Origin of the sequence: Ectopseudomonas guguanensis (genome assembly GCF_900104265.1) — a bacterium.
Taxonomy (GTDB): Bacteria; Pseudomonadota; Gammaproteobacteria; order Pseudomonadales; family Pseudomonadaceae; genus Aquipseudomonas; species Aquipseudomonas guguanensis.
This window is the reverse complement of the sequence record NZ_FNJJ01000003.1, coordinates 392,327-417,660: the sequence shown is the minus strand read 5'-3', so window position 1 is coordinate 417,660 and position 25,334 is coordinate 392,327. Positions and strand designations below refer to the sequence as shown.

The window sequence follows — 25,334 nt, the reverse complement described above, 5'->3', positions numbered from 1 at the left end:
GCATTCTACTCACTGTGCAGAGTGTCATAAATCAACTCGGCGAGCTTTTTGCTGATTCCGGGCGCTTTGGCGATTTCCTCGGCGCTGGCGCGGGACAGTTCCTGCAGACCGCCGAAGTGATTGAGCAGTTCACGCCGGCGCTTCGGACCGATCCCTGCAACCTCTTCCAGCGTCGAGGTGCGGCGCGTCTTGCCACGACGCGCACGATGTCCGGTGATCGCGAAACGGTGCGACTCATCGCGTATCTGCTGGATCAGGTGCAGCGCCGGCGAGTTGCCGGGCAAGGTGAACTCGTGCTCGGCGTCGTTGAGATAGAGCACTTCGAGGCCAGGCTTGCGCGTCGTGCCCTTGGCCACGCCGAGCAGAATCAGGTCCGGCACCGCCAGTTCCTGCAGCACCTCGCGGGCCATGGCCAGTTGCCCCTTGCCGCCGTCCACCAGCAGCACATCGGGCAGCTTGCCCTCGCCATCCTTGATCTTGCTGAAACGCCGCGTCAGTGCCTGGTGCATGGCCGCATAATCATCGCCGGGCGTGACGCCCTCGATATTGAAGCGACGGTAATCGGATTTCAGCGGCCCTTCGGGGCCGAATACCACGCAGGAGGCAACCGTCGCCTCGCCGCTTGAGTGACTGATATCGAAACACTCCATGCGCTGCGGCGGCTCGTCCATTTCCAGCACGGCGGCCAGCGCCTCGAAGCGCTCGGCCAGGTGCTGCCGATTGGCCAGGCGTGCAGCCAGCGCCTGCTCGGCATTGGTGACGGCCAGTTGCTGCCAACGCGCCCGGGTGCCGCGTACACGCAAACTGATGCTCAGACTGCGCCCGCGCAACGACTCGATGGCTTCGACCAACGTGGCGAAGTCTTCATGTTGCACGTTGACGATCAACTCGCTGGGCAGATCGCGCTCGACATTGCCCAGGTAGTACTGGGCAAGGAAGGCCATCAGCACGTCGCCGCCCTCTTCTTCGATCGCCACCTGCGGGAAGAAATTCTTGCTGCCCAGCACGCGACCGCCGCGCACGCTGATCAGGTGCACGCAGGCGCCGCCGGGCGTGAGCATGACGGCCACCACATCGACGTCGCCGCTGCCGCCTTCCATGCTCTGCTGATCCTGCACGCGGCGCAGCATGGCGATCTGGTCACGCAACTCGGCAGCGCGCTCGAACTCCAGGGCCATGGAGGCCTTTTCCATGCTGGCGGACAGTTCCTCGCTCAGCGCATTGCTGCGCCCTTCGAGAAACATCACCGAATGGCGTACGTCTTCGGCGTATTCCTCGGGGCTGACCAGGCCGACGCAGGGCCCCTTGCAGCGTTTGATCTGATATTGCAGGCAGGGCCGCGTGCGGTTCCTGTAGTAGCTGTCCTCGCACTGACGAACCAGAAAGGTCTTCTGCAGCAGACTCAGGCTTTCGCGAATCGCCAGGGCGCTGGGGTAGGGACCGAAGTAGCGTCCCTTGGCCTTCTTCGCACCACGGTGGATGCCCAGCCGAGGAAAGTCGCCATCGGAGAGAAACACGTAGGGATAGGACTTATCGTCGCGCAGCAGGATGTTGTAAGGCGGCCGCCATTCCTTGATCAGCGTCTGCTCGAGCAGCAGCGCCTCGGTCTCGTTGGCGGTTATGGTGGTTTCGATCTGCGCGATGCGCGCCACCAGCGCGGCGGTCTTGGGTGCCTGACCGGTCTTGCGAAAGTAACTGGAGAGACGCTTCTTGAGATTCTTCGCCTTGCCCACGTAGAGCAGGCGGGCATCGGCGTCGAACATGCGATAGACGCCGGGGCGACCGCTGCAGGTCGCCAGGAAGGCACTCGAATCGAAGGGAGCAGACATCTTCAGCTGACGGCGTCGACCATGCCGTGGCGTACCGCAAGCAGGGCCAGCTCGACATCGCTGGTGATGGAGAGTTTCTCGAAGATGCGGTAGCGATAGGTGTTGACCGTCTTCGGCGACAGGCACAGCTTGTCCGAGATGTTCTGCACCTTGTGGCAGTTGGCGATCATCAACGCGATCTGGATTTCACGCTCGGACAGAAGATCGAACGGCGAGCCACTGCTCTGTGGCTGGAAGGACTTCAACGCCAGCTGCTGAGCGATCTGCGGGTCGATGTAGCGCTGGCCGGCGAATACCAGACGAATGGCCTGGACCATTTCGTCCAGCGCCGCGCCCTTGGTCAGATAACCGGCGGCGCCAGCCTGCAGCAGGCGGGTCGGGAACGGGTCTTCCTCGCACACGGTAACCGCGACGACCTTGATATCAGGGTGGCTGCGCATGAGTTTGCGGGTGGCTTCCAGGCCGCCAATGCCGGGCATCTTGACGTCCATCAGGACGACGTCAGGCTTGAGTTCGCGAACCCGGAGCAGGGCTTCTTCGCCGGTGCAGGCCTCGCCCACCACCTGCAGACCATCGATATCGGCCAGCATGCGGGTGATGCCCGTGCGAACCAGATCGTGATCGTCGACAACCAGGACCCTAATCAATCGCCACCTCGTTGCACCTTGTCAGCCACCGTGCAGCGACGGTGAGGTTGAACTTGCCGGCCACCTTAGCAAAAAGCCAGGGCCTGACCTAGCTTGGCGCATGGCAGTCAAAAAGCAAGCGCCAGATTAAGGTCAGGAATCGCGTCAAGGCAATATGGAGAATTGGCGGAAGCGGTGAGATTCGAACTCACGGATAGTTGCCCATCGACGGTTTTCAAGACCGTTGCCTTAAACCACTCGGCCACGCTTCCAAACGCTGAGTGCGGAGGCTCGATCGCTTACCTCCGCTGCAGTGCGGGCGGCAATCTTACCGGAACGCAACACACTGTCAAACTCTCTGTCTTGGCACCTCGACAGGCTCTGTTATGATCCGGGACATTCGAATAACGGATCCTCGTGCCACAGGAGCGTCGCCATGCAAGAGCGAGACTACGTACTAAACCATTCGCAGGCCGACCAGCTGGAAGTCAGCAAGGTACTGCGCAACACCTACGGTTTGCTGGCCATCACCCTGGCCTTCAGTGGCCTGGTCGCGTTCCTCAGCCAGCGTGCCAACGTGCCCTACCCGAACTTCTTCGTGGTGCTGATCGGCTTCTACGGTCTGTTCTTCCTCACCTACAAGCTGCGCAACTCGGCCTGGGGTCTGCTTTCCACCTTCGCCCTGACCGGCTTCATGGGCTTCACCCTCGGCCCGATCCTCAACCGCTATCTGGGCATGGCCAATGGTGCCGAGGTGATCAGTTCGGCGTTCTCCATGACCGCGCTGGTGTTCTTCGGTCTGTCCGCCTACGTGCTGACCACCCGCAAGGACATGAGCTTCCTCAGCGGCTTCATCACTGCCGGCTTCTTCGTTCTGCTCGCCGCCGTCCTGGCCAGCTTCTTCTTCCAGATCAGCGGCCTGCATCTGGCGATCAGCGCCGGCTTCGTGCTGTTCTCCTCGGTCTGCATCCTGTTCCAGACCAGCGCCATCATCCATGGCGGTGAGCGCAACTACATCATGGCCACCATCAGCCTGTACGTGTCGATCTACAACCTGTTCGTCAGCCTGCTGCAGATCTTCGGCATCATGGGCGGCGACGACTAATCAAGGTTCGTCCCCCTTCGAGCCCGCTCCGGCGGGCTTTTTCTTGCGCGCCTGTTTTGCCTCGCTGCAGTGATTCTTTGTTTGCCGGGCACCCTGGCCTTATCATTGCCGCAGTTTTGCCTCGCCGGACGCCCCATGAAGTTTGCCATCGCCCTGTTCGCCGCCCCACATCTGCCTGCTTCACGTCGCGCGCTGCGCTTTGCCCAAGCGGCGTTGGACGGCGGCCACGAGATCGTTCGCCTGTTCTTCTATCAGGACGGCGTGCACAGCGCCGCCAGCAATGTCGTGAGCCCACAGGACGAGCTGGATCTGCCCCGAGAGTGGCGCGAGTTCGTCACGGCCAATGGACTCGACGCCGTAGTCTGCATCGCTGCCGCCCTGCGTCGTGGCGTACTCAACGCCGAAGAGGCGCAGCGCTATACGCGCCCGGCGGCCAACCTGCAGGCCCCGTGGGAGCTTTCCGGCCTCGGCCAATTGCATGAAGCGGCGCAGCAGGCCGACCGCCTGATCTGCTTCGGAGGCCACTGAATGAGCAAGTCGCTATTGATCATCAGCCGCCAGGCGCCCTGGAGCGGCCCCGGCGCGCGCGAGGCACTGGACATCGCCCTGGCCGGCGGCGCCTTCGACCTGCCCATCGGCATGCTGTTTCTAGACGATGGCGTGTTCCAGCTGAGCACGCACCAGCAGCCCGGCAATCTGCAGCAGAAGGACCTCGGCGCCAATCTGCAGGCCCTGCCGATGTTCGGTGTGGAGGATCTGTACGCCAGCCAGCGCAGCCTGGCCGAGCGCGGACTCGATACCGCCGAACTGAACATCTCGGTACAGCGCCTCGACGACAGTGCGCTGACCACCCTCCTCGATCGTTACGACCAGGTGATCACCCTCTGATGGCCACCCTGCATATCCTTTCCCACTCACCGTTCGCCGACAGCCGCCTGGCCAGTTGCCTGCGCCTGCTCGGTGCCGACGACGCGCTGCTGCTCAGCGGCGATGCGGTCTACGCCCTGCAGCCCGATACCGCCAACCTGCAGGCGCTGCAGTTGATGCCCGCCAGCGTCGCGCTCTACGCTCTGGACGAGGACCTTGCCGCACGCGGTCTGCAGGCGCCCGAGCGCGTGAGGGCCGTGGATTACCCGGCGTTCGTCGAGCTCTGCACCCGCTACGCCAAGGTCAACAGCTGGCTATGAGCACACTCAACGTCGCCGGACGCGAAATCGCCCTGGACAAGGACGGCTACCTGGTCGACCTGCAGGACTGGTCGCACCCGGTTGCCGAAGCGCTGGCCGCCGCAGAAGAGCTGCAACTGAGCGACGAGCACTGGGAAATTCTCGACCTGCTGCGCGCCTTCTACGATGAGTTCCAGCTGTCGCCGGCCAATCGCCCCCTGATCAAGTACGTGGCGCTCAAGCTCGGCCCGGACAAGGGCAACAGCCTGCACCTCAACCGCCTGTTCAAGGGCACGCCCGCCAAACTCGCCGCCAAGCTCGCCGGCCTGCCGAAACCGACCAACTGCCTATGAACCTGATCACGCCCGCTGAACATCCTTTCGCCCAGTTCGTGCGCATTCTCGGCAAGGGCAAACGCGGTGCGCGCGGCCTGACCCGCGAGGAAGCCCGCGAAGCCATGGGCATGCTGCTCGACGGCAAGGTCGAGGACACCCAGCTCGGCGCCTTCCTGATGCTGCTGCGGCACAAGGAGGAAAGCGCGGAGGAGCTCGCCGGTTTTACCGAAGCAATCCGCTCACGACTGGCCGCACCCGGCATCAGCGTCGATCTGGACTGGCCCAGCTACGCCGGCAAGAAGCGTCACCTGCCCTGGTACCTGCTGGCGGCCAAGGCGCTGGCCGCCAGCGGCGTGCGCATCTTCATGCACGGCGGTGGGGCCCACACCGCAGGGCGCCTGTATAGCGAACAGCTGCTGACAGCGCTGGATATCCCCTGCTGCCGCGACTGGCAGAGCGTGGCCACGGCGCTCGATCAACAGGGTCTGGCCTACAGCTACCTGGGCGACTGGATGCCGGCACTGCAGCGCATGATCGATCTGCGCAACACGCTGGGCCTGCGCTCGCCGATTCACTCCCTGGCACGCATCATCAACCCGCTGGGCGCCAGTTGCGGGCTGCAGAGCATCTTCCATCCCGGCTACCAGGCCGTGCACCGCGAAGCCAGCCGCCTGCTCGGCGACCCTGCCATCGTCATCAAGGGCGAAGGCGGCGAGATCGAGGTCAACCCGGACGTGACCTGCCACCTGTACGGTACCCGCGATGGCAAGGACTGGGACGAGGAATGGCCGGCGCTTTCGGCGCAGCGTCACGTCAAACCGGAACAGCTCGACCCGACGGCCCTGAGCGCCTTCTGGCGCGGCGAGATAGAGGATGCCTACGGCCAGCTGGCTGTCGTTGCCACCATGGCCGTCGCGTTGCGAGGGTTGGGCATGCCGCGCGAGCAGGCTTTCGAACAGGCCCGGCAGCGCTGGGATGCCCGACTTCGATCCAATCAGTCGATTGATTAAGCCAGCTTTTTCCACCTTTTAATCGACCCCATGGCGCTAGACTCCAGGCTCACTCAAGAACGGAGGCAAGCGTTATGGGTTTGCTGATCGATGGGCGCTGGCACGACCAGTGGTACGACACCGGCGACAGTGGCCGCTTCCAACGCGAAAGCGCGCAACGCCGCAACTGGGTAACCGCCGACGGCAGCGCCGGCCCGAGTGGCGACGGCGGTTTCAAGGCCGAAGCCGGACGCTATCACCTGTATGTCTCGCTGGCCTGCCCCTGGGCTCACCGTACCCTGATTCTGCGCAAGCTCAAGGGTCTGGAATCCTTGATCGACGTATCCGTGGTCAGTTGGCTGATGCGCGAGCACGGCTGGACCTTCGACCGCAACTTCGGTTCCAGCGGCGACCGTCTCGACAACCTCAGCTACATGCACCAGCGCTACACGGCCGACGATCCCCACTACAGCGGCCGCGTCACCGTGCCGACACTCTGGGACACACAGAGCGGCGGCATCGTCAGCAACGAGTCGGCGGAAATCATCCGCATGTTCAACAGCGCCTTTGACGGCCTGACCGGTAATGACCTGGACTTCTACCCAGAGCCGCTACGCGAGCGTATCGACCAGCTCAACGAGCGCATCTACCCGGCGGTGAACAACGGCGTCTATCGCGCCGGCTTCGCCACCACCCAGGAAGCCTACGAAGAAGCCTTCGACGAGCTGTTCGCCATGCTCGATGAGCTGGAAGCACTCCTGGACAAGAATCGCTACCTGGCCGGTGAATACCTGACCGAGGCCGACATCCGCCTATTCACCACACTGATCCGCTTCGATGCCGTCTACCACGGGCACTTCAAGTGCAACCTGCGGCGCATCGAGGACTACCCCAACCTGTCCAACTGGCTGCGCGAGCTGTATCAGTGGCCGGGGATCGCCGAGACGGTGGACTTCTCCCATATCAAGTCGCACTACTACGCCAGCCACGCCACCATCAACCCGACCGGCGTGATCCCCAAGGGGCCGCAGCAGGATTTCACCCGCGCGCATGACCGCCAGCGCCTGCCGGGCAAGGGTGTGTGGCAAAAAGCTGAGAGCTAGGTCGTAGGGTGGATGACGCTTTTTCATCCACCGATGCCCGACCGCGGTGGATCGATGAAGCGCGATCCACCCTACCTGCGTCAGAGGCTGCCCTGAGCGCCTTCGAACCAGGCCAGCTTGTCCCGCAGGGTGACCACTTCTCCGACTATCACCAGGGTGGGCGCATGCACTTCGTGCTGCGCCACCAGCTGCGGCAGGGTTTCCAGAGTACCGGTGAAGACCCGCTGATTCTGCGTGGTGCCCTGCTGCACCAACGCCGCGGGCGTTGCAGCCGAGCGGCCGTGAGCGATCAATTGCTCGCAGATGCCGGATAACCCGACCAGGCCCATGTAGAACACCAGCGTCTGCCCAGGCGCCACCAGATCCTTCCAGGGCAGATTGCTGCTGCCATCCTTGAGGTGACCGGTGACGAAACGCACCGACTGCGCATGGTCGCGATGGGTCAGCGGAATCCCGGCATAGGCCGCGCAACCGGAGGCCGCGGTAATGCCCGGCACCACCTGGAACGGGATGTCCTCGGCGGCCAGCTGCTCGATCTCTTCGCCACCGCGGCCGAAGATGAACGGATCGCCGCCCTTCAGGCGCAGCACGCGCTTGCCCTGGCGCGCCAGGTCGATCAGCAGCTGGTTGATCTGCTCCTGCGGTACGGCATGATCGGCGCGGCGCTTGCCGACGTAGATGCGCTCGGCATCGCGCCGGCACAGCTCGATGATGGCCGGTGCCACCAGGCGGTCGTACAGCACCACATCGGCTTGCTGCATCAGGCGCAGGGCGCGAAAGGTCAGCAGATCGGGATCGCCCGGGCCGGCGCCGACCAGATAGACCTCGCCCAACGCACGTGGCGCCGCACCGGCCAGACGCTCCTCCAGCAGGCGCTCGCCCTCTTCCGGCTTGCCGGCAAACACGCTTTCGGCGATTTGCCCCTGGAAGACGTCCTCCCAGAACACCCGGCGCTGCTGTACATCGGGAAACAGTTGCTTGACCCGCTCACGGAAGCGCTTGCCCAGGTTGGCCAACTGACCGTAGGTGGCCGGTATCCAGGTTTCGATCTTGGCGCGGATCAGCCTGGCCAGCACCGGCGCATCGCCGCCGCTGCTGACCGCGACGATCAGCGGCGAGCGGTCGACGATAGCCGGGAAGATCACGCTGCACAGTGCCGGCGCGTCCACCACGTTGACCGGAATGCCCTGCGCCTGAGCCTCGGCAGAAATACGTGCATTGAGCGGCTCGTCATCGGTGGCGGCAATGACCAGGGCAACGCCCTGCAGATCGCGGCTGGCATAGCCGCGCAGGGCGATGCCTTCGGCCCCGGCCAGCTCTTGCAACTCGCTGCGAATCTCCGGTGCGACGACGCGTAGACGCGCGCCGGCATCGCTCAGCAGGCGCGCCTTGCGCAGCGCGACCTCGCCACCGCCGATAACCAGTACCGGGCGACCCTGCAGCTTGTGGAACAGCGGAAGGAATTGCATCAATCAGCCTCGCAGAAGGACGTCCGTAGGGTGCGCCGCGCGCACCAACCTACGGTGGAGGGCCTTGGTGCGCACGGGGCACCCTACGCGCGGCGATCATCGCCAGGCCAAAAACGGGGCGGCCATTGCCACCCCGTATTCTGCACCGCGATCACCGGCTTAGCCGATCACCTCGATTCCGCCCATATAGGGCTTGAGCACCTCGGGCACGCGGATGCTACCGTCGGCCTGCTGGTAGTTCTCCAGCACGGCCACCAGGGTGCGGCCCACCGCCAGGCCGGAGCCGTTGAGGGTGTGCACCAGCTCCGGCTTGCCGGTTTCCGGGTTGCGGTAGCGCGCCTGCATGCGGCGCGCCTGGAAATCGCCACAGTTGGAGCACGAGGAAATCTCGCGGTACTTGTCCTGGCTCGGCACCCAGACTTCCAGGTCGTAGGTCTTCACTGCGGAAAAGCCCATGTCGCCAGTGCACAGCGCCAGCTTGCGGTACGGCAGCTCGAGCAGTTGCAGCACGCGCTCGGCGTTGGCAGTCATGCCTTCCAGCGCCTCGAAGGACTTGGACGGCTCGACGATCTGTACCATCTCCACCTTGTCGAACTGGTGCTGGCGGATCATGCCGCGGGTGTCGCGGCCGGAGGCGCCCGCCTCGCTGCGGAAGCACGGGGTATGGGCGACGAACTTCAGCGGCAGTTGCTTGGCATCGAGAATTTCGCCGGCGACGATATTGGTCAGCGAGACTTCGGCAGTCGGGATCAGGTACAGATCGGCCTGGTCTTCACGACGGATCTTGAACAGGTCTTCCTCGAACTTCGGCAGCTGGCCGGTGCCCTGGAGTGCCGGGGCCTGCACCAGATAAGGCGTGTAGGCCTCTTCGTAGCCGTGCTCGCCGGTGTGCAGGTTGATCATGAACTGCGCCAGGGCGCGATGCAGGCGGGCGATGGGGCCGCGCAGCAACGCGAAGCGCGCGCCGGACAGCTTGGCGGCGGTCTCGAAGTCCAGCCAGCCGTGTTGCTCGCCCAGGGCGACGTGATCCTTGATTTCGAAATCGAAGCTGCGCGGGGTGCCCCAGCGCGCCACCTCGACGTTGCCGTCCTCGTCCGCGCCGACCGGCACGGACTCGTGCGGCAGGTTGGGGATGTTCAGCAGCAGGTTGTCCAGCTCGTTCTGGATGGCGTCCAGCTCACGCTTGCCGGCCTCCAGATCGCTGCCCATCTGGTCGACTTCCGCCAGCAGCGGTGCGATGTCCTCACCGCGCGCCTTGGCCTGGCCGATCGACTTGGAACGGCTGTTGCGCTCAGCCTGCAGTTGCTCGGTGCGCACCTGCACCGACTTGCGCTGACTCTCCAGGGCCTCGAAGCGGGCGACGTCGAGGGCGAAGCCACGGGTAGCGAGGCGCTCGGCGATTTCGGTGAGTTGCGTGCGGACAAGTTTGGAATCGAGCATGTTCGGGTCTCAAGACAACGGCGAAATGGTGATGGCCAGCAGTGTGGCGCGGGTTGTGGAGTGTAAAGCCTTAGCGGGTCAGGATGCCAATCGGGCCAGGCTCAAACCGGCCCAGGCCGCCAGCAAACCGCCGACAATACTGAAAGCCAGATAGCCGAAGGCCTCGGTTGCGCGCCCGCCCTCCAGCAGCTTCATGATTTCCAGACTGAACGATGAAAAGGTGGTGAAGCCACCCAGTACCCCGGTGATCAGCCCGGTACGCAGTTCCAGGGGCAAGTCGCTGCGCGTCAGAAACAAGCCGGACAGCAGGCCGATCAACAAGCAACCAAGGACATTGACGGCAAAGGTGCCCAGATAGAAGTGCCGCGGCCAGTTGCCGGCCACCCAGCTGGCGACGAGAAATCGCATCACCGATCCGAGCGCCCCTCCTGCAGCTACGGCAAGCGCCACACGGATCATGATTTTCTCCTCTGCCTGGCGCTTGTAGCGTCCAGATTGCGCAGATGTTGCAGCTTGTCACGAATCTTCAGCTCCAGGCCGCGCGGCACGGGGTCGTAGTACTGACGTGGCTGCAAATTCTCGGGGAAGTAGTCCTCCCCAGCCGCGTAGGCATCCGGCTCGTCATGGGCGTAGCGGTATTCGTCGCCATAGCCGAGCTGCTTCATCAGCTTGGTCGGGGCATTGCGCAGGTGCAGCGGCACCTCCTGCGAGCCCTGCTCGGCAGCATCACGCATCGCCGCCTTGAAGGCCGTATAGACCGCATTGCTTTTCGGCGCACAGGCCAGATAGACGATGGCCTGAGCCACGGCAAGCTCACCCTCCGGACTGCCCAGGCGCTCCTGCACGTCCCAGGCATTGAGGCACAAGGTCAAGGCGCGCGGGTCGGCATTGCCGATATCCTCGCTGGCCATGCGCACCACACGCCGGGCGATATAGAGCGGGTCGCAGCCGCCGTCGAGCATACGTGCGTACCAGTACAGTGCGCCGTCAGGGCTGGAGCCGCGCACCGACTTGTGCAGGGCGGAAATCTGGTCATAGAACGCCTCGCCGCCCTTGTCGAAGCGACGGCGGCTGTCGCCCAGCAGGTTCTGCAGCAACTCCACCCCGATTTCGCCATCGTCCTCGGCAAGGTCGGCGGCATTCTCGAGGAAGTTGAGCAGACGGCGCCCGTCGCCATCCGCGGCAGCCAGAAGGATCTGAAAGGCCTCGTCCGGCAGGCTGAGATGGCGATCGCCCAATCCTTTCGGATCGGTCAAGGCGCGATTGACCAGCTTGCGCATCGCCGCCTCGTCAAGACTCTTCAGCACGTAGACGCGGGCGCGCGACAGCAGCGCGTTGTTCAGCTCGAACGAGGGATTCTCGGTGGTGGCACCGATGAAAATCAGCGTGCCGTCTTCCACATAGGGCAGAAAGGCGTCCTGCTGGCTCTTGTTGAAGCGGTGCACCTCGTCGACGAAGAGGATGGTGCGACGGCCGTACTGCGCCGCATGCTGCTGGGCCACCTCGACGGCCTGACGGATTTCCTTCACACCGGACAAAACGGCGGAAATGGTCTCGAAATGAGCATCGGTGACCTTGGCCAACAGGCGCGCCAGGGTGGTTTTGCCCACACCGGGCGGTCCCCAGAAGATCATCGAATGCAAGGCGCCCTGCTCCAGCGCCTCACGCAGCGGTTTGCCCGGCCCCAGCACGTGCTCCTGGCCGACGTACTCGTCCAGGCTGGTAGCACGCAAACGCGCAGCCAGGGGCTGCGCGACGGGTTGACGACCGAACAGATCCACGCGCTACTCCTGGATGACGTCCGCGCCTTCCGGAATGTCGAAGGTGAACTGGCCGTCATCGACCGGCTCGTTCATCTTCACATTGAGGAACAGGATGTTGGTGCGCTGGCCGATGCTGTCGATCAGCTGCATGTCGTTGAGCATGCGATTGCGGAACGACAGGCGCAGGCTGTCGAACAGGCTGTCCTTGGCCTTGGGCTTGAGGATGAAGTCGACCACGCTGCCGCCTTCCTTGTAGTCGATCTCGAAATTCTCACGGATCTGCGACACATCGCCCGAGAGCAGCAGAGCCGGGGTATGGGTCAGGCGTTGATCGAGGGTCTGGATGGTGACTTGCTCCAGGTCCGGATCATACAGCCAGACCTTTTCGCCATTCGACACCAGCAGCTGTTCCATCGGCTGATCGGTGTGCCAGCGGAACAGCCCTGGGCGTTTAAGCACCAGCTCGCCAGCGGTCTCCTGCAGCTGGGTGCCGCTGGCATCGAGGGTCAGCTGGGAAAAACGGGCGTTGATGGTCTGCGCCTGATTGAGCAGTTCGGTCAGGCGCTTGGTGGCCGCCTCTTCGTCAGCCTGGGCGGTTAGCAGGGTAAAACTCAGAGCAGCCAGCATCAGCAGGCGAATAACACGCATATAAACCCCTTGAGTCCGTATGAGAATGACGAGGCGACTCCGCACCCCGCACTGCTCGGCAGCGTCTGAGCTGCCGTGAATCCTGTAGACCGCGAATTCAGCGGTTTATCCGCGGCGCGCAACACTCAGTCACGTGATGAACCGGGCGCCAGCACCTCGCGCGAACCGTTGGTATTCATCGAGCTGACCACACCGGCCATTTCCATGGCCTCGATCATGCGCGCGGCGCGGTTGTAGCCGATCTTCAGCTTGCGTTGCACCGCGGAAATGGAGGCGCGGCGGCTTTCAAGCACGAAATTGACGGCCTCGTCGTACAGCGGGTCTTCCTCGCTGCCCTCACCGCCTTCACCACCACCGCCGCCCTCGAGGCCGCTGCCGCCCTCCTCGACACCGGCGAGGATATCCTCGATGTAATCCGGCGCGCCGCGCTGCTTCCAGGCCTCGACCACGCGATGCACTTCGTCATCCGAGACGAAAGCGCCATGCACGCGAATCGGCAGACCGGTGCCGGGTGGCAAATAGAGCATGTCACCGTGACCAAGTAGCTGCTCGGCGCCGCCCTGATCGAGGATGGTGCGCGAGTCGATCTTGCTCGACACCTGGAAAGCCATACGGGTCGGGATATTGGCCTTGATCAGACCGGTGATCACGTCCACCGACGGGCGCTGGGTCGCGAGGATCAGGTGGATACCAGCGGCACGCGCCTTCTGCGCGATACGTGCGATCAGCTCTTCGACCTTCTTGCCGACAATCATCATCATGTCGGCGAATTCGTCGACCACCACAACGATGGTGGGCAGCGGCTTGAGCAGCGGCGCCTCGTCTTCCATGCTTTCACGGCGGTAAAGCGGGTCGGTCAGCGGCGTGCCGGCCTCGATGGCGTCCTTCACCTTGCGGTTGAAACCGGCCAGGTTACGCACGCCCATGGCCGCCATCAGCTTGTAGCGGCGCTCCATTTCGGCCACCGACCAGCGCAGCGCGTTGGCCGCCTCCTTCATGTCGGTGACCACCGGGCACAGCAGGTGCGGAATGCCTTCGTAGATCGACAGCTCCAGCATCTTCGGGTCGATCATGATCATCCGCGCTTCTTCCGGCGTGGACTTGAACAGGATCGACAGGATCATGGCGTTGACGCCCACCGACTTACCGGAGCCGGTAGTACCGGCCACCAGCAGGTGCGGCATCTTGGCCAGATCGGCGATCACCGGGCGACCGCCGATATCGTGACCCAGCGCCAGGGTCACCGGCGACTTGGCATCGTCGTACTCGCTCGAAGACAGCACCTCGGAGAAGCGCACGATCTGACGATCCTCGTTGGGCACCTCGATGCCCACGGTGGTCTTGCCGGGAATCACCTCGACCACGCGCACGCTGACCATGGCCATCGAGCGCGCCAGATCCTTGGCCAGGTTGGAGATGCGGCTGACCTTCACCCCGGCAGCGGGCTGAATTTCGAAACGGGTAATCACCGGGCCGGGATGCACGGACTCGACCACCACGTCGACGCCGAACTCCTTGAGCTTGATCTCCAGCAGGCGCGACATGGCCTCCAGCGACTCGGGGGAGAACTGCTTCTGCTTCTTCTCGGCGACATCGAGGATGGAAATCGGCGGCAGGCTGCCTTCGATGGCGGTGTCGACGAACAAGGGAGCCTGCTTCTCCTTGAGTACACGCTTGCTCGGCTCGGCTGCCTTGGGCGGCGCTGGAGGCGTGATAACCGGCGCTGGACGCTTTTCGCGCTCGCTCATGTGCTTGCTGAGTGACTCTTCGCGCTCGATCAGGCGCTCCTTGACCTTGGCCTGCTCGCGACGATCCGAAACGACCGGCGCCGCCACCTCGATGACCCGCTCATCGAGTTCGCGCAGCTGCAGCTTCAGTTGCTTGCGCTCGCTACGCGCATTCCACCAGCCGGTGATGACGCCCTGGATCAGCTCGATCAGATCGAGGGTGATCTTGCCGGTCAGGTCCATCACTCGGAACCAGGACAGATCGGTGAAAACGGTCAAACCGAACAGGAACAGCGCCAGGAACAGCAGCGTGCTGCCCTGCACGTTAAGCGCATGCACGGCCAGATCGCCCAGGCTGGCGCCAAGCATGCCACCGCCGGAGCCCTGCATGCCTGCGGCGGCAGAGAAATGAATGTCGCCCAGCGCGGCGCCCGAGAGAACCAGGAAGACCAGACCGATGCTGTGCCAGGAAAACAGCCAGCCATTCCAGTGCCAGGGCTGATTACGCGTGCGGAACACCTGCCAGGTCTTGGCAGCCAGCAACAATGGAAAAATGTAGGCGAAGTAACCCAGGGCACCGAACAGCGCGCTGGAGAGCCAGGCGCCAATGCTGCCGCCGGCATTGATGATGCGCTCGACCTGGACGCTATTGTCCCAGGCCGGATCGGCAACGTTGTAGGTCAACAGTGCCATCAGCACATAGAGGCACATCGCGCCCAGGGCGATCAGGGCACCTTCCTTCAGTCGGTACTGAAGTTTCTGGCGCCAATCGGTGATCTGGGTGGTGGAATTCTTCAAAACAGCCATTTCCTGCGCCTCTGGCGCGTCCATCTGATGGTTAACCGCAGAAGCGGCCTATTGTAGGGCCAGCCTGAGAAGTAGGCCAATCAGCGCGCTCCCGCACCTGCCCTGCTTCGGTGTAGCATAGCCGCCAGCAGCTTCCATGCGGCTCAATTGGAGCACGCATTCTCTTTTGTGACAAAGGCTTATGGGGTTTTTTTATGAGCGAAGTCAAGCATTCCCGCCTGATCATCCTGGGTTCCGGCCCTGCCGGCTACAGCGCCGCGGTTTACGCCGCGCGCGCCAACCTCAAACCCGTCGTGATCACCGGCATCCAGCCTGGCGGCCAGCTCACCACCACCACCGAAGTGGACAACTGGCCGGGTGACGTCGAAGGCCTGACCGGCCCGGCACTGATGGAGCGCATGCAGAAGCACGCCGAGCGCTTCGACACCGAGATCATCTACGACCACATCCATACCGCCGAGTTGCAGAGCCGCCCCTTCGTGCTCAAGGGCGATAGCGGCACTTACAGCTGTGACGCACTGATCATCGCCACTGGCGCCAGCGCCCAGTACCTGGGCCTGCCGTCTGAGGAAGCCTTCTCCGGCAAGGGCGTCTCGGCATGCGCCACCTGCGACGGCTTCTTCTATCGCAACCAGGTGGTCGCCGTCATCGGCGGCGGCAACACCGCCGTTGAAGAAGCGCTGTATCTGTCGAACATCGCCAAGGAAGTGCACCTGGTGCACCGCCGTGACAAGCTGCGTTCGGAGAAGATCCTCCAGGACAAGCTGTTCGACAAGGTCGAGAACGGCAACATGCGCCTGCACTGGAACCACACCCTCGACGAAGTGCTGGGCGACCAGAGCGGCGTGACCGGCGTACGCCTGAAGAGCACCCTCGATGGCAGTACCAAGGAACTGGCGTTGGCTGGCGTATTCATCGCCATCGGCCACAAGCCCAATACCGAGCTGTTCGTCGGCCAGCTGGACATGCATGACGGCTACCTGAAGATCAAGGGCGGCAGCGAAGGCAATGCCACCGCCACCAGCATCGAGGGGGTATTTGCCGCCGGCGATGTGGCCGACCACGTTTACCGCCAGGCCATCACCTCGGCCGGCGCCGGCTGCATGGCCGCGCTGGATGTCGAGAAGTTTCTCGACAACAACTGAAGTATCTGGGCGAGCCACTGCGCTCGCCCTCCCCCGCCCCGCTGGACAACCGCGCATGCTGACCTGGCTGCAACGTGATTCTTTTCAGTTCCCGCCGCTGGCCAAGGCCATGCGCGAACCCAATGGCCTGCTGGCGGCCGGCGGCGACCTGAGCGCCGACCGCCTGATCAGCGCCTATCGCCACGGCTGCTTTCCCTGGTTCCAGGATGGCCAGCCGATTCTCTGGTGGTCACCGGACCCACGCACCGTGCTGTTCCCCGAGGAGCTGCATGTTTCTCGCAGCCTGGCCAAACTGCTGCGCCAGCAGCGCTACCGCGTCACCTTCGATGAGGATTTCCCGGCCGTCATAGCCGCCTGCGCCGCACCGCGCGCTTACGCCGACGGCACCTGGATCACCCGCGGCATGCAGGAGGCCTATCTACAGTTGCATGAGCGCGGCATCGCTCATTCTGTCGAAGTCTGGCAGGACGGCGAGCTGGTCGGCGGACTCTACGGCCTGGCGATGGGACAGCTGTTCTTCGGCGAATCCATGTTCAGCCGCGCCGACAATGCATCGAAAGTCGGTTTCGCCACCCTGGTCGGCAAGCTGCAGCAATGGGGTTTCGTGCTCATCGACTGTCAGATGCCCACCCAGCATCTGCACAGCTTCGGCGCCAGGGCCATACCCCGCGCCCGTTTTGCCGAGTATCTGCAGCGCCATCTCGATCTGCCGAGCCAGGCGGACTGGCTCGCCTAGTCGAGCAGCCAAGCCTGGCATACACTCTTAGTCAGGCTTTTTCGAGATTTCGCCATGACCGAGCTGGCCCGCCTGAAGTTCTATGCCACTCAACCCCATCCATGCAGCTATCTGCCCGAGGAGCAGGCCACCACCCTGTTTCTCGACCCCAGTCAGCCCATGGATGTGCTGGTCTATGCCGAACTGTCGGAGCTGGGCTTTCGCCGCAGCGGCGATCACCTCTACCGCCCCCACTGCCAGCAGTGCACCGCCTGCATTCCCGCGCGCATTCCAGCGGCGCGCTTCACTCCCAACCGGCAACAGCGCCGCATCCTCAAGCGCAATGAAGATATCGTCGTTCGCTGCGTACGCCCGACGTTCACCGAGGAGTATTACGACCTCTACGTGCGCTACATAGAGCAACGCCATGCCGACGGCGACATGTATCCGCCCAGCCGTGACCAGTTCTCCACCTTTCTGGTGCGCGACCTGCCGTTCTCGCGTTTCTATGAATTTCGCCTGCAGGGCCGACTGGTCGCCATTGCCGTCACCGATCTTCTGCCGAACGGTCTCTCGGCGGTCTACACCTTCTACGACCCCGCCGAGGAGCGCCGCAGCCTGGGTCGTTTTGCCATTCTCTGGCAGATCGGCGAGACCGCGCGCCTGGGGCTGGGGGCCGTCTACCTCGGCTACTGGATCAAGAACTGCCGCAAGATGAATTACAAGACCCAGTACCGCCCGATCGAACTCTTCGTCAACCAGCGCTGGACCCTGCTGACCTAGCCTTGCATCGGCGGCCCAGCCAGCTCGACACTCCAAGCCCCTTGGCGCAGCCCCCTGTTTTCGGGCACAATGCACGCCGCTTTTGCCTGGCGCCAGTTGCACCGGGCCATTTCCTGGATACCGAGGGCTTTACTGCATGTCGAAAGAAGACAGCTTCGAAATGGAAGGCACTGTCGTCGACACCCTGCCCAACACCATGTTCCGCGTGGAGTTGGAAAACGGGCACGTCGTTACCGCGCACATCTCCGGCAAGATGCGCAAGAACTACATCCGCATTCTCACTGGTGACAAGGTGCGCGTTGAGCTGACGCCTTATGACTTGAGCAAGGGCCGCATTACCTACCGCGCCCGTTAAGCCAAGCACCAAACGAAAACGCCCGGCCTATGCCGGGCGTTTTCGTTGGCCCACCGAAAGCCTTTGACTCTCGGTGGGCAGCCTTTCGATCAGGCGACCTCCGCCGCCGTCTCGAACTCGAAGCTAGGCTCGCCATCCTTGATGTCCACGTGCACCACGCCGCCATGCTCGGCCAGCTCGCCAAAGAGGATCTCCTCTGCCAGCGGACGCTTGATCTTGTCCTGGATCAAACGCGCCATCGGCCGCGCGCCCATCAGTACATCGTAGCCACGCTCGGCCAGCCAACTGCGCGCCGCGTCGCTGACTTCCAGCGTAACGCGCTTGTCTTCCAGCTGCGCCTGCAGTTCGGTGAGGAACTTGTCGACGATGCTCTTGATGGTTTCGTGGCTGAGGCGACCAAACTGGATGATGGTATCCAGGCGGTTGCGGAACTCCGGCGTGAAGCTCTTCTTGATGACTTCCATGGCATCGGTGGAGTGATCCTGCTGAGTGAAACCGATCGATGCACGCGAGGCGGTTTCCGCACCGGCGTTGGTGGTCATGATCAGGATCACGTTGCGGAAGTCCGCCTTGCGCCCGTTGTTGTCGGTCAGGGTGCCGTGGTCCATCACCTGCAGCAGCAGGTTGAAGACTTCCGGATGCGCCTTCTCGATCTCGTCGAGCAGCAGTACACAGTGCGGCTGCTTGGTGATCGCCTCGGTCAGCAGACCACCCTGATCGAAACCGACATAACCGGGCGGTGCGCCGATCAGGCGGGACACGGTATGACGCTCCATGTACTCGGACATATCGAAGCGCACCAGCTCGATGCCCATGGCCTTGGCCAGCTGCCGAGCCGCCTCGGTCTTGCCCACGCCGGTAGGCCCTGCGAAGAGGAAGGAGCCGACCGGCTTGTCAGGTGCCTTGAGGCCGGCACGCGACAGCTTGATGGCGGTCGCCAGCGAGTCGATGGCGGCGTCCTGACCGAACACGGTGAGCTTGAGGTCGCGCTCGAGATTGCGCAGCAGCTCCTTGTCGGAGCTGGACACGTGCTTCGGCGGAATCCGCGCGATCTTGGCGACGATGTCCTCGACCTGAGCGACATCGATACGCGCCACGCGCTTGTCTTCCGGCTGCAGGCGCTGATAGGCGCCGGCCTCGTCGATCACGTCAATGGCCTTGTCCGGCATGTGCCGATCATTGATGTAGCGCGCAGCCAACTCGGCCGCTGCACGCAGCGCCTCATCGCTATATTCGATGTGGTGATGCTGCTCGAAACGCGCCTTGAGCCCCTTGAGGATGCCGACGGTGTCCTCCACCGACGGCTCGACCACGTCGACCTTCTGGAAGCGCCGCGCCAAAGCGCGATCCTTCTCGAAGATGCCGCGAAATTCCTGGAAGGTGGTGGAGCCGATGCAGCGGATCTCGCCCGAGGACAGCATCGGCTTGAGCAGGTTGGACGCATCCATCACCCCACCCGACGCCGCGCCGGCACCGATGATGGTGTGAATCTCGTCGATGAAGAGGATGGCGTGCGGACGCTTGCGCAACTCGTTGAGCAACGCCTTGAAGCGCTTCTCGAAGTCGCCGCGGTACTTGGTACCGGCCAGCAGTGCGCCGAGATCCAGGGAATAGACCACGCTGTCGGCCAGCAGATCAGGTACCTGCTCGTCGACGATGCGCTTGGCCAGACCTTCGGCAATGGCGGTCTTGCCGACGCCAGCCTCGCCTACCAGCAGCGGATTGTTCTTGCGCCGACGGGCGAGAATCTGCGCGACGCGCTCGACTTCATGCTCGCGCCCGACCAGCGGGTCGATACGCCCCTGACGGGCCAGTTCATTGAGGTTGCTGGCGTAGGCATCCAGCGGATTGCCGGAAGTGGACGACTCGCCGCCCTCCTCGTCCTGCATCTCCTGGTCATGCTCATGCTGATCGCCATGGCCAGGCACCTTGGAAATGCCATGGGCGATGTAGTTGACCACATCGATACGGGCGACGCTCTGTTGCTTGAGCAGGAATACCGCCTGACTTTCCTGCTCGCTGAAGATGGCCACCAGAACGTTGGCGCCAGTCACTTCGCGCTTGCCGGAACTCTGCACGTGGAACACCGCGCGCTGCAGCACGCGCTGGAAGCCCAGGGTCGGCTGGGTTTCGCGATCTTCGTCGTGCTGGGGAATCAGTGGCGTGGTGGAGTCGATGAACTCCTGCAGATCATGGCGCAGCTTGTCGAGGTTGGCCCCGCAGGCCCGCAGCACACTGGCGGCTGCCTCGTTGTCCAGCAAGGCGAGCAGCAGATGCTCGACCGTCATGAACTCATGACGCTTGGCACGGGCCTCCTTGAAAGCCAGATTGAGGGTGACTTCGAGCTCTCGATTCAACATAGCTTCACCTCATACCCAAGTGGCCGGCGTTAACCGTCCTTCTCTATTTCACAGAGTAGCGGATGCTGACTCTCCCGTGCGTACTGGTTGACCTGCAACGCCTTGGTCTCTGCAATATCACGGGTGTACACACCACATACCGCACGCCCTTCCGTATGGACGGCCAGCATGATCTTGGTCGCCAGCTCCCGGTTCATGCCGAAAAACGTTTCAAGCACTTCGACGACGAAATCCATCGGGGTGTAGTCGTCATTGAATAAGACCACCTTGTACATCGGTGGTGCCTGCAATGCTGGCTTGGATTCCTGAACAGCAACACCAGAGGAGTCATCCTCATGCTCTGACGGGCGATCCTGATTGAATGTTAGTCGAATCTGGCTACTTGCATGCATGCTGAAATCAGAGGTTCGAGGCCGGGCGAACAGGGATGCTAGAGGGATTTTGACTGACTTCTCAGCCATCCGCCGTATAGCCTTGACTAACGGCAAAAGGGTGTTACAACAAAAGAATACCCATTAGCGGGTATCAGGGATTCCACGCTTCGCCCAGCCTGGTTGGTGATCGCGCGGAATCGAAGTGGATGATACTCCAGAGATGGAGTCCTTTGCAGAGGGATATCAGCATGCTCAGCGGTAAGGTCAAGTGGTTCAACAACGCCAAGGGCTACGGATTCATCCTGGCCGACGGCCGAGATGAGGACCTGTTCGCCCACTACTCGGCCATCCAAATGGACGGTTATAAAACGCTCAAGGCCGGCCAGCCGGTCCGCTTCGAGATCGTGCAAGGCCCCAAAGGGCTGCATGCAGTCAATATCAGCGCGGTTACCACCACCCAGGATGCCCCTGCAGCCTTACCTCAGGTGCAAAAAACCGCAAGCACCGTCGAAGTCTGAGCTGCCTGGCAAATCGCCACGAAAAGGCCGGTCATGTGACCGGCCTTTTTTCACACTCTGAATCGGTCTGCCGATCACATATGGCTGATCATCGCGTCACCGAATTCGGAGCAGGACAACAGCTTCGCCCCTTCCATCAGACGCTCGAAGTCGTAGGTCACCGTCCTGGCGGCGATGGCGCCATTGGTGCCCTTGATGATCAGGTCGGCCGCCTCGCTCCAGCCCATGTGGCGCAGCATCATCTCCGCAGAGAGAATGACCGAGCCCGGGTTGACCTTGTCCTGGCCGGCGTACTTCGGTGCGGTACCGTGAGTCGCCTCGAACATGGCCACCGAATCGGACAGGTTGGCGCCAGGCGCGATACCGATGCCACCGACCTCGGCCGCCAGGGCGTCGGAGAGGTAGTCACCGTTGAGGTTGAGCGTGGCGATCACATCGTACTCGGCCGGGCGCAGCAGGATCTGCTGCAGCATGGCATCGGCGATCACGTCCTTGACCACGATGTTCTTGCCGGTGCGCGGGTTCTTGAACTGCATCCATGGGCCGCCATCGAGCAGCTCGGCGCCGAACTCCTCGCGAGCGATCTCGTATCCCCACTCCTTGAAGGCACCTTCGGTGAACTTCATGATGTTGCCCTTGTGCACCAGGGTCACCGAGCTGCGATCGTTGTCCACGGCGTACTGCAGCGCCTTGCGCACCAGACGCTTGGTGCCTGCCTCGGAAACCGGCTTGATGCCGATACCGCACATGTCGGTGAAGCGGATCTTCTTGACGCCCATTTCCTCGGTGAGGAACTTGATGACCTTCTCGGCCTCGGGGCTGCCGGCCTTCCACTCCACGCCGGCATAGATGTCTTCGGAGTTCTCGCGGAAGATCACCATGTCCACATCACCCGGCTTCTTCACCGGGCTGGGTACGCCCTCGAACCAGCGCACCGGACGCAGGCAGACATAGAGGTCGAGCTCCTGGCGCAAGGCCACGTTCAGCGAGCGGATGCCGCCGCCGACAGGCGTGGTCAAGGGGCCTTTGATCGAGACCACGTAATCACGCACGGCCTCCAGGGTTTCTTTCGGCAGCCAGGTGTCCTGATCGTAAACCTGGGTGGCCTTCTCGCCGGCGTAAACTTCCATCCAGGAGATCTTGCGAGCGCCGCCATAGGCCTTTTCGACGGCAGCGTCGACCACCTTGATCATCACCGGGGAAATATCGACACCAATGCCGTCACCCTCGATGAACGGGATGATCGGATTGTCTGGAACGTTCAGCGACATATCGGCGTTGACGGTGATTTTGTCACCGCTGGCTGGCACCTGAATCTTTTGGTATCCCATTGCTGGACTCCATCTTGTGGTTAGACAGTGTGCACTCCCGAGAGTAGCGCAAACCTCGGAGCTCAGACACATGTGCAAAGGTCTTATTCAACTGGGCATTCTGCGGCGAGGTGCCGCAGTGGTATACTGCTTAGGTGACTAACGAGTCATAAGGGGCCAACTGTCTGGAACCAGGCAGCAACCTCTTGAAACCGGTAAACGGCCACCACTGTCTGCCGGATCGAAATGCTCGACACTCTACGGGTGCATCCAACATCACCGCGGCGAGTCCTCGACCCGGCCCCGCCACCATGGGGCCCAGGCGCCTACCAGCGCAGGTCGAGTTTCTATGCGCGCTCAGCAAAGAAGAGAGTTAACGCTAAATGTCCACCCCTTCGAAGATCATCTACACCTTCACCGACGAAGCTCCGGCCCTTGCTACCTATTCGCTTCTGCCCATTGTGGAAGCCTTTGCCGCATCGGCTGGCATCTCCGTTGAAACCCGCGACATCTCTCTTGCTGGACGGATCCTGGCAAGCTTTGCCGACCGCCTGGACGCCGACAAGCGCATCGATGACGACCTGGCCAAACTCGCCGAGCTGACCCTGCAGCCGGACGCCAACATCATCAAGCTGCCGAACATCAGCGCCTCCGTACCCCAGCTCAAGGCTGCCATCGCCGAGCTGCAGGCCCAGGGCTACAACATCCCCGATTTCCCGGAAGATCCGCAAAGCGAGGAAGACAAGGAAGTGCGCGCGCGTTATGCCAAGGTTCTCGGCAGCGCCGTGAACCCGGTGCTGCGTGAAGGCAACTCCGACCGCCGCGCCCCGGCCGCGGTCAAGGCCTACGCCCGCAAGCACCCGCACAGCATGGGCAAGTGGAGCATGGCCTCGCAGTCCCACGCCGACTACATGCGCGGCGGCGACTTCTTCTCCAGCGAGCAGTCGATCACCATGGCCAAGGCCGGTGACGTGCGCATCGAGTTCGTCGGCAAGGACGGCAAGGTCGAAGTCAAGAAACAACTCGCCCTGCAGGAAGGCGAAGTCTTCGACAGCATGTTCATGAGCTGCCGCAAGCTGCGCGCCTTCTTCGAGAAGACCCTGCAAGACTGCAAGGAAACCGGCGTGATGTGGTCCCTGCACGTCAAGGCGACCATGATGAAGGTCTCCCACCCGATCGTCTTCGGCCACGCCGTCAGCGTCTACTACAAGGACGTGTTCGACAAGTACGGCGAGCTGTTCAAGGAACTGGGCGTCAACCCGAACAACGGCATCAGCAGCGTCTACGACAAGATCAAGGCCCTGCCCGCCTCGCAGCAGGAAGAGATCCTGCACGACATCCACGAGGTCTACAGCCATCGCCCGGAAATGGCCATGGTCGACTCGGTCAAGGGCATCACCAACCTGCACATCCCGAGCGATGTGATCGTCGACGCCTCGATGCCGGCGATGATCCGCAACTCCGGTCAGATGTGGGGCAAGGACGGCAAGCAGAAAGACACCAAGGCCGTCATGCCTGAGAGCACCTACGCGCGCATTTATCAGGAAATGATCAACTTCTGCAAAACCAACGGTGCGTTCGACCCGACCACCATGGGCAGCGTGCCGAACGTCGGCCTGATGGCGCAGAAGGCCGAAGAATACGGCTCCCACGACAAGACCTTCGAAATGACCGCCGACGGCACCATGCGCGTCGTGGCTGCCGATGGCACCGTGCTGATGCAGCACGAAGTCGAAGCTGGCGACATCTGGCGCGCCTGCCAGACCAAGGACGCGCCGATCCGCGACTGGGTCAAGCTGGCCGTTACCCGCGCCCGTCAGTCCAACACGCCGGCGATTTTCTGGCTGGACCCGGAGCGCGCCCACGATCGGGAGCTGCAGAAGAAGGTCGAGCTGTACCTCAAGGACCACGACCTGACCGGCCTGGACATCCGCATGATGGGCTACAACGAAGCCATCCGCGTATCCATGGAGCGCATGATTCGTGGCCTGGACACCATCTCGGTGACCGGCAACGTACTGCGTGACTACCTGACCGACCTGTTCCCGATCATGGAGCTGGGCACCTCGGCCAAGATGCTGTCCATCGTTCCGCTGATGGCGGGCGGCGGCATGTACGAGACCGGTGCCGGCGGCTCGGCACCCAAGCACGTGCAGCAGCTGGTCGAAGAGAACTACCTGCGCTGGGATTCCCTGGGCGAGTTCCTGGCCCTGGCCGTGTCGCTGGAAGAAACCGGCATCAAGACCAACAACGCCAAGGCCAAGGTACTGGGCAAGACCCTGGATCAGGCTACCGGCAAGCTGCTGGACAACAACAAGTCCCCGGCGCGCAAGGTCGGCGAGATCGACAACCGCGGCAGCCACTTCTACCTGGCGCTGTACTGGGCCCAGGCCCTGGCCGAGCAGAACGACGATGCCGAGCTGAAGGCTCATTTCGCCCCGCTGGCCAAGCAGCTGACCGAGCAGGAAGCGACCATCGTTGGCGAACTGGCTGCCGTGCAGGGCAAGCCGGTCGACATCGGCGGCTACTACCGCTCCAACCCCGAGCTGACCAGCCAGGTGATGCGTCCCAGCGCCACCTTCAACGCGGCCCTGGCTGCGCTGAATGCCTGATAAGGCTTGAGTGTCAGAAGAACCCCGGCCTAGTGCCGGGGTTCTTTATTTGTAGACGCGAACAATCTCCGCAGGAGCGAGCTCTGCTTGCGAAGCCGTTTTTCGCGAGCAGAGCTCGCTCCTACAGAATTCTGCACGCTGATCGTTTTTTGGAG

At 62.7% G+C, this 25,334-nt stretch carries 24 protein-coding genes and 1 tRNA gene; 13 read left to right on the top strand and 12 right to left on the bottom strand.

Going from position 1 to position 25,334, the window contains the following annotated elements; translation table 11 throughout:
* Positions 1–5: 5 nt before the first annotated feature.
* From uvrC to BLS61_RS06660, 3 genes are all read right to left on the bottom strand, one after another.
* Positions 6–1,829 (bottom strand): excinuclease ABC subunit UvrC, encoded by a 1,824-nt coding sequence (gene uvrC, locus BLS61_RS06670; RefSeq protein ID WP_090429077.1) that lies wholly within the window; start codon positions 1,827–1,829, stop codon positions 6–8.
* A gap of 2 nt (positions 1,830–1,831) precedes the next feature.
* Entirely contained in the window at positions 1,832–2,476 is a 645-nt protein-coding gene (gene gacA, locus BLS61_RS06665; RefSeq protein ID WP_090429074.1) for a response regulator transcription factor GacA, read from the bottom strand.
* Between the two features lie 163 nt (positions 2,477–2,639).
* A tRNA-Ser gene (locus tag BLS61_RS06660) sits at positions 2,640–2,727 on the bottom strand.
* A gap of 164 nt (positions 2,728–2,891) precedes the next feature.
* Between BLS61_RS06660 and BLS61_RS06655 the strand changes: the two genes are divergently transcribed.
* From BLS61_RS06655 to BLS61_RS06625, 7 genes are all read left to right on the top strand, one after another.
* Complete coding sequence (locus tag BLS61_RS06655; protein ID WP_090429072.1) at positions 2,892–3,560, top strand: Bax inhibitor-1/YccA family protein; 669 nt, start codon at positions 2,892–2,894, stop codon at positions 3,558–3,560.
* A 135-nt stretch (positions 3,561–3,695) separates the two neighbouring features.
* On the top strand, positions 3,696–4,088 hold the full coding sequence (tusD, locus tag BLS61_RS06650) for a sulfurtransferase complex subunit TusD (protein WP_090429069.1): 393 nt from the start codon (positions 3,696–3,698) through the stop codon (positions 4,086–4,088).
* Positions 4,089–4,448 (top strand): sulfurtransferase complex subunit TusC, encoded by a 360-nt coding sequence (gene tusC / locus BLS61_RS06645; protein ID WP_090429066.1) that lies wholly within the window; start codon positions 4,089–4,091, stop codon positions 4,446–4,448.
* Complete coding sequence (gene tusB, locus BLS61_RS06640) at positions 4,448–4,747, top strand: sulfurtransferase complex subunit TusB (RefSeq protein ID WP_090429063.1); 300 nt, start codon at positions 4,448–4,450, stop codon at positions 4,745–4,747. The genes tusC and tusB overlap by 1 nt, the downstream gene beginning before the upstream one ends.
* Positions 4,744–5,079 carry a TusE/DsrC/DsvC family sulfur relay protein gene (locus BLS61_RS06635; RefSeq protein ID WP_090429059.1) on the top strand — a complete coding sequence of 112 codons (336 nt, stop codon included), beginning with the start codon at positions 4,744–4,746 and terminating at the stop codon, positions 5,077–5,079. The genes tusB and BLS61_RS06635 overlap by 4 nt, the downstream gene beginning before the upstream one ends.
* Complete coding sequence (locus BLS61_RS06630; protein WP_090429055.1) at positions 5,076–6,071, top strand: glycosyl transferase family protein; 996 nt, start codon at positions 5,076–5,078, stop codon at positions 6,069–6,071. Before BLS61_RS06635 ends, BLS61_RS06630 begins: the two co-directional genes overlap by 4 nt.
* 74 nt (positions 6,072–6,145) lie before the next feature.
* Positions 6,146–7,153, top strand: a complete 1,008-nt coding sequence (locus tag BLS61_RS06625; RefSeq protein WP_090429052.1) for a glutathione S-transferase family protein — start codon at positions 6,146–6,148, stop codon at positions 7,151–7,153.
* Between the two features lie 80 nt (positions 7,154–7,233).
* On the opposite strand, the gene cysG is transcribed toward BLS61_RS06625, so the two are convergent.
* The 6 genes from cysG to ftsK all read right to left on the bottom strand — a co-directional run bounded on the left by cysG (position 7,234) and on the right by ftsK (position 15,007).
* A complete protein-coding gene (cysG, locus tag BLS61_RS06620) occupies positions 7,234–8,622 on the bottom strand; it encodes a siroheme synthase CysG (RefSeq protein WP_090429049.1) in 1,389 nt (462 codons plus the stop codon).
* A 159-nt stretch (positions 8,623–8,781) separates the two neighbouring features.
* On the bottom strand, positions 8,782–10,062 hold the full coding sequence (gene serS / locus BLS61_RS06615) for a serine--tRNA ligase (protein WP_003240645.1): 1,281 nt from the start codon (positions 10,060–10,062) through the stop codon (positions 8,782–8,784).
* A 78-nt stretch (positions 10,063–10,140) separates the two neighbouring features.
* On the bottom strand, positions 10,141–10,521 hold the full coding sequence (gene crcB / locus BLS61_RS06610; RefSeq protein WP_024308156.1) for a fluoride efflux transporter CrcB: 381 nt from the start codon (positions 10,519–10,521) through the stop codon (positions 10,141–10,143).
* Positions 10,518–11,843, bottom strand: a complete 1,326-nt coding sequence (locus BLS61_RS06605) for a replication-associated recombination protein A (protein ID WP_090429046.1) — start codon at positions 11,841–11,843, stop codon at positions 10,518–10,520. Before BLS61_RS06605 ends, crcB begins: the two co-directional genes overlap by 4 nt.
* 3 nt (positions 11,844–11,846) lie before the next feature.
* On the bottom strand, positions 11,847–12,473 hold the full coding sequence (gene lolA, locus BLS61_RS06600) for an outer membrane lipoprotein periplasmic chaperone LolA (protein ID WP_024308154.1): 627 nt from the start codon (positions 12,471–12,473) through the stop codon (positions 11,847–11,849).
* A gap of 125 nt (positions 12,474–12,598) precedes the next feature.
* On the bottom strand, positions 12,599–15,007 hold the full coding sequence (ftsK, locus tag BLS61_RS06595; protein ID WP_394328136.1) for a DNA translocase FtsK: 2,409 nt from the start codon (positions 15,005–15,007) through the stop codon (positions 12,599–12,601).
* Between the two features lie 194 nt (positions 15,008–15,201).
* Between ftsK and trxB the strand changes: the two genes are divergently transcribed.
* The 4 genes from trxB (at position 15,202) to infA (ending at position 18,005) form a co-directional block, all read left to right on the top strand.
* Complete coding sequence (trxB, locus tag BLS61_RS06590; RefSeq protein ID WP_003240652.1) at positions 15,202–16,152, top strand: thioredoxin-disulfide reductase; 951 nt, start codon at positions 15,202–15,204, stop codon at positions 16,150–16,152.
* A gap of 55 nt (positions 16,153–16,207) precedes the next feature.
* Positions 16,208–16,888 carry a leucyl/phenylalanyl-tRNA--protein transferase gene (gene aat / locus BLS61_RS06585; RefSeq protein WP_090429042.1) on the top strand — a complete coding sequence of 227 codons (681 nt, stop codon included), beginning with the start codon at positions 16,208–16,210 and terminating at the stop codon, positions 16,886–16,888.
* A 54-nt stretch (positions 16,889–16,942) separates the two neighbouring features.
* A complete protein-coding gene (locus BLS61_RS06580) occupies positions 16,943–17,650 on the top strand; it encodes an arginyltransferase (RefSeq protein ID WP_090429040.1) in 708 nt (235 codons plus the stop codon).
* A 136-nt stretch (positions 17,651–17,786) separates the two neighbouring features.
* A complete protein-coding gene (gene infA, locus BLS61_RS06575; RefSeq protein ID WP_002553999.1) occupies positions 17,787–18,005 on the top strand; it encodes a translation initiation factor IF-1 in 219 nt (72 codons plus the stop codon).
* An 89-nt stretch (positions 18,006–18,094) separates the two neighbouring features.
* Here the strand turns inward: infA and clpA are convergent, their stop codons facing one another.
* Together clpA and clpS are read right to left on the bottom strand one after the other, a co-directional pair.
* Positions 18,095–20,365 carry an ATP-dependent Clp protease ATP-binding subunit ClpA gene (gene clpA, locus BLS61_RS06570; protein ID WP_090429038.1) on the bottom strand — a complete coding sequence of 757 codons (2,271 nt, stop codon included), beginning with the start codon at positions 20,363–20,365 and terminating at the stop codon, positions 18,095–18,097.
* A 29-nt stretch (positions 20,366–20,394) separates the two neighbouring features.
* Positions 20,395–20,757, bottom strand: a complete 363-nt coding sequence (gene clpS, locus BLS61_RS06565) for an ATP-dependent Clp protease adapter ClpS (RefSeq protein WP_090429176.1) — start codon at positions 20,755–20,757, stop codon at positions 20,395–20,397.
* Positions 20,758–20,987: 230 nt separating this feature from the next.
* On the opposite strand from clpS, the gene cspD reads away from it, so the two are divergent.
* Positions 20,988–21,257, top strand: a complete 270-nt coding sequence (gene cspD, locus BLS61_RS06560) for a cold shock domain-containing protein CspD (protein WP_090429037.1) — start codon at positions 20,988–20,990, stop codon at positions 21,255–21,257.
* 74 nt (positions 21,258–21,331) lie between these two features.
* Here the strand turns inward: cspD and icd are convergent, their stop codons facing one another.
* A complete protein-coding gene (gene icd, locus BLS61_RS06555) occupies positions 21,332–22,588 on the bottom strand; it encodes an NADP-dependent isocitrate dehydrogenase (RefSeq protein ID WP_090429034.1) in 1,257 nt (418 codons plus the stop codon).
* A gap of 362 nt (positions 22,589–22,950) precedes the next feature.
* Between icd and BLS61_RS06550 the strand changes: the two genes are divergently transcribed.
* Positions 22,951–25,179 carry an NADP-dependent isocitrate dehydrogenase gene (locus tag BLS61_RS06550; RefSeq protein ID WP_090429030.1) on the top strand — a complete coding sequence of 743 codons (2,229 nt, stop codon included), beginning with the start codon at positions 22,951–22,953 and terminating at the stop codon, positions 25,177–25,179.
* Positions 25,180–25,334: the final 155 nt, after the last annotated feature.

Excerpts from the sequence above, each read along its gene's own strand:
- crcB (WP_024308156.1), bottom strand. The coding sequence starts at position 10,521 with ATGATCCGTGTGGCGCTTGCCGTAGCTGCAGGAGGGGCGCTCGGATCG.
- serS (WP_003240645.1), bottom strand. The coding sequence starts at position 10,062 with ATGCTCGATTCCAAACTTGTCCGCACGCAACTCACCGAAATCGCCGAG.
- BLS61_RS06580 (WP_090429040.1), top strand. The coding sequence starts at position 16,943 with ATGACCGAGCTGGCCCGCCTGAAGTTCTATGCCACTCAACCCCATCCA.
- BLS61_RS06655 (WP_090429072.1), top strand. The coding sequence starts at position 2,892 with ATGCAAGAGCGAGACTACGTACTAAACCATTCGCAGGCCGACCAGCTG.
- infA (WP_002553999.1), top strand. The coding sequence starts at position 17,787 with ATGTCGAAAGAAGACAGCTTCGAAATGGAAGGCACTGTCGTCGACACC.
- cysG (WP_090429049.1), bottom strand. The coding sequence starts at position 8,622 with ATGCAATTCCTTCCGCTGTTCCACAAGCTGCAGGGTCGCCCGGTACTG.
- aat (WP_090429042.1), top strand. The coding sequence starts at position 16,208 with ATGCTGACCTGGCTGCAACGTGATTCTTTTCAGTTCCCGCCGCTGGCC.
- clpA (WP_090429038.1), bottom strand. The coding sequence starts at position 20,365 with ATGTTGAATCGAGAGCTCGAAGTCACCCTCAATCTGGCTTTCAAGGAG.
- icd (WP_090429034.1), bottom strand. The coding sequence starts at position 22,588 with ATGGGATACCAAAAGATTCAGGTGCCAGCCAGCGGTGACAAAATCACC.
- trxB (WP_003240652.1), top strand. The coding sequence starts at position 15,202 with ATGAGCGAAGTCAAGCATTCCCGCCTGATCATCCTGGGTTCCGGCCCT.
- BLS61_RS06635 (WP_090429059.1), top strand. The coding sequence starts at position 4,744 with ATGAGCACACTCAACGTCGCCGGACGCGAAATCGCCCTGGACAAGGAC.
- cspD (WP_090429037.1), top strand. The coding sequence starts at position 20,988 with ATGCTCAGCGGTAAGGTCAAGTGGTTCAACAACGCCAAGGGCTACGGA.
- uvrC (WP_090429077.1), bottom strand. The coding sequence starts at position 1,829 with ATGTCTGCTCCCTTCGATTCGAGTGCCTTCCTGGCGACCTGCAGCGGT.
- BLS61_RS06630 (WP_090429055.1), top strand. The coding sequence starts at position 5,076 with ATGAACCTGATCACGCCCGCTGAACATCCTTTCGCCCAGTTCGTGCGC.
- BLS61_RS06550 (WP_090429030.1), top strand. The coding sequence starts at position 22,951 with ATGTCCACCCCTTCGAAGATCATCTACACCTTCACCGACGAAGCTCCG.
- ftsK (WP_394328136.1), bottom strand. The coding sequence starts at position 15,007 with ATGGCTGTTTTGAAGAATTCCACCACCCAGATCACCGATTGGCGCCAG.
- tusC (WP_090429066.1), top strand. The coding sequence starts at position 4,089 with ATGAGCAAGTCGCTATTGATCATCAGCCGCCAGGCGCCCTGGAGCGGC.
- lolA (WP_024308154.1), bottom strand. The coding sequence starts at position 12,473 with ATGCGTGTTATTCGCCTGCTGATGCTGGCTGCTCTGAGTTTTACCCTG.
- tusB (WP_090429063.1), top strand. The coding sequence starts at position 4,448 with ATGGCCACCCTGCATATCCTTTCCCACTCACCGTTCGCCGACAGCCGC.
- tusD (WP_090429069.1), top strand. The coding sequence starts at position 3,696 with ATGAAGTTTGCCATCGCCCTGTTCGCCGCCCCACATCTGCCTGCTTCA.
- clpS (WP_090429176.1), bottom strand. The coding sequence starts at position 20,757 with ATGCATGCAAGTAGCCAGATTCGACTAACATTCAATCAGGATCGCCCG.
- BLS61_RS06625 (WP_090429052.1), top strand. The coding sequence starts at position 6,146 with ATGGGTTTGCTGATCGATGGGCGCTGGCACGACCAGTGGTACGACACC.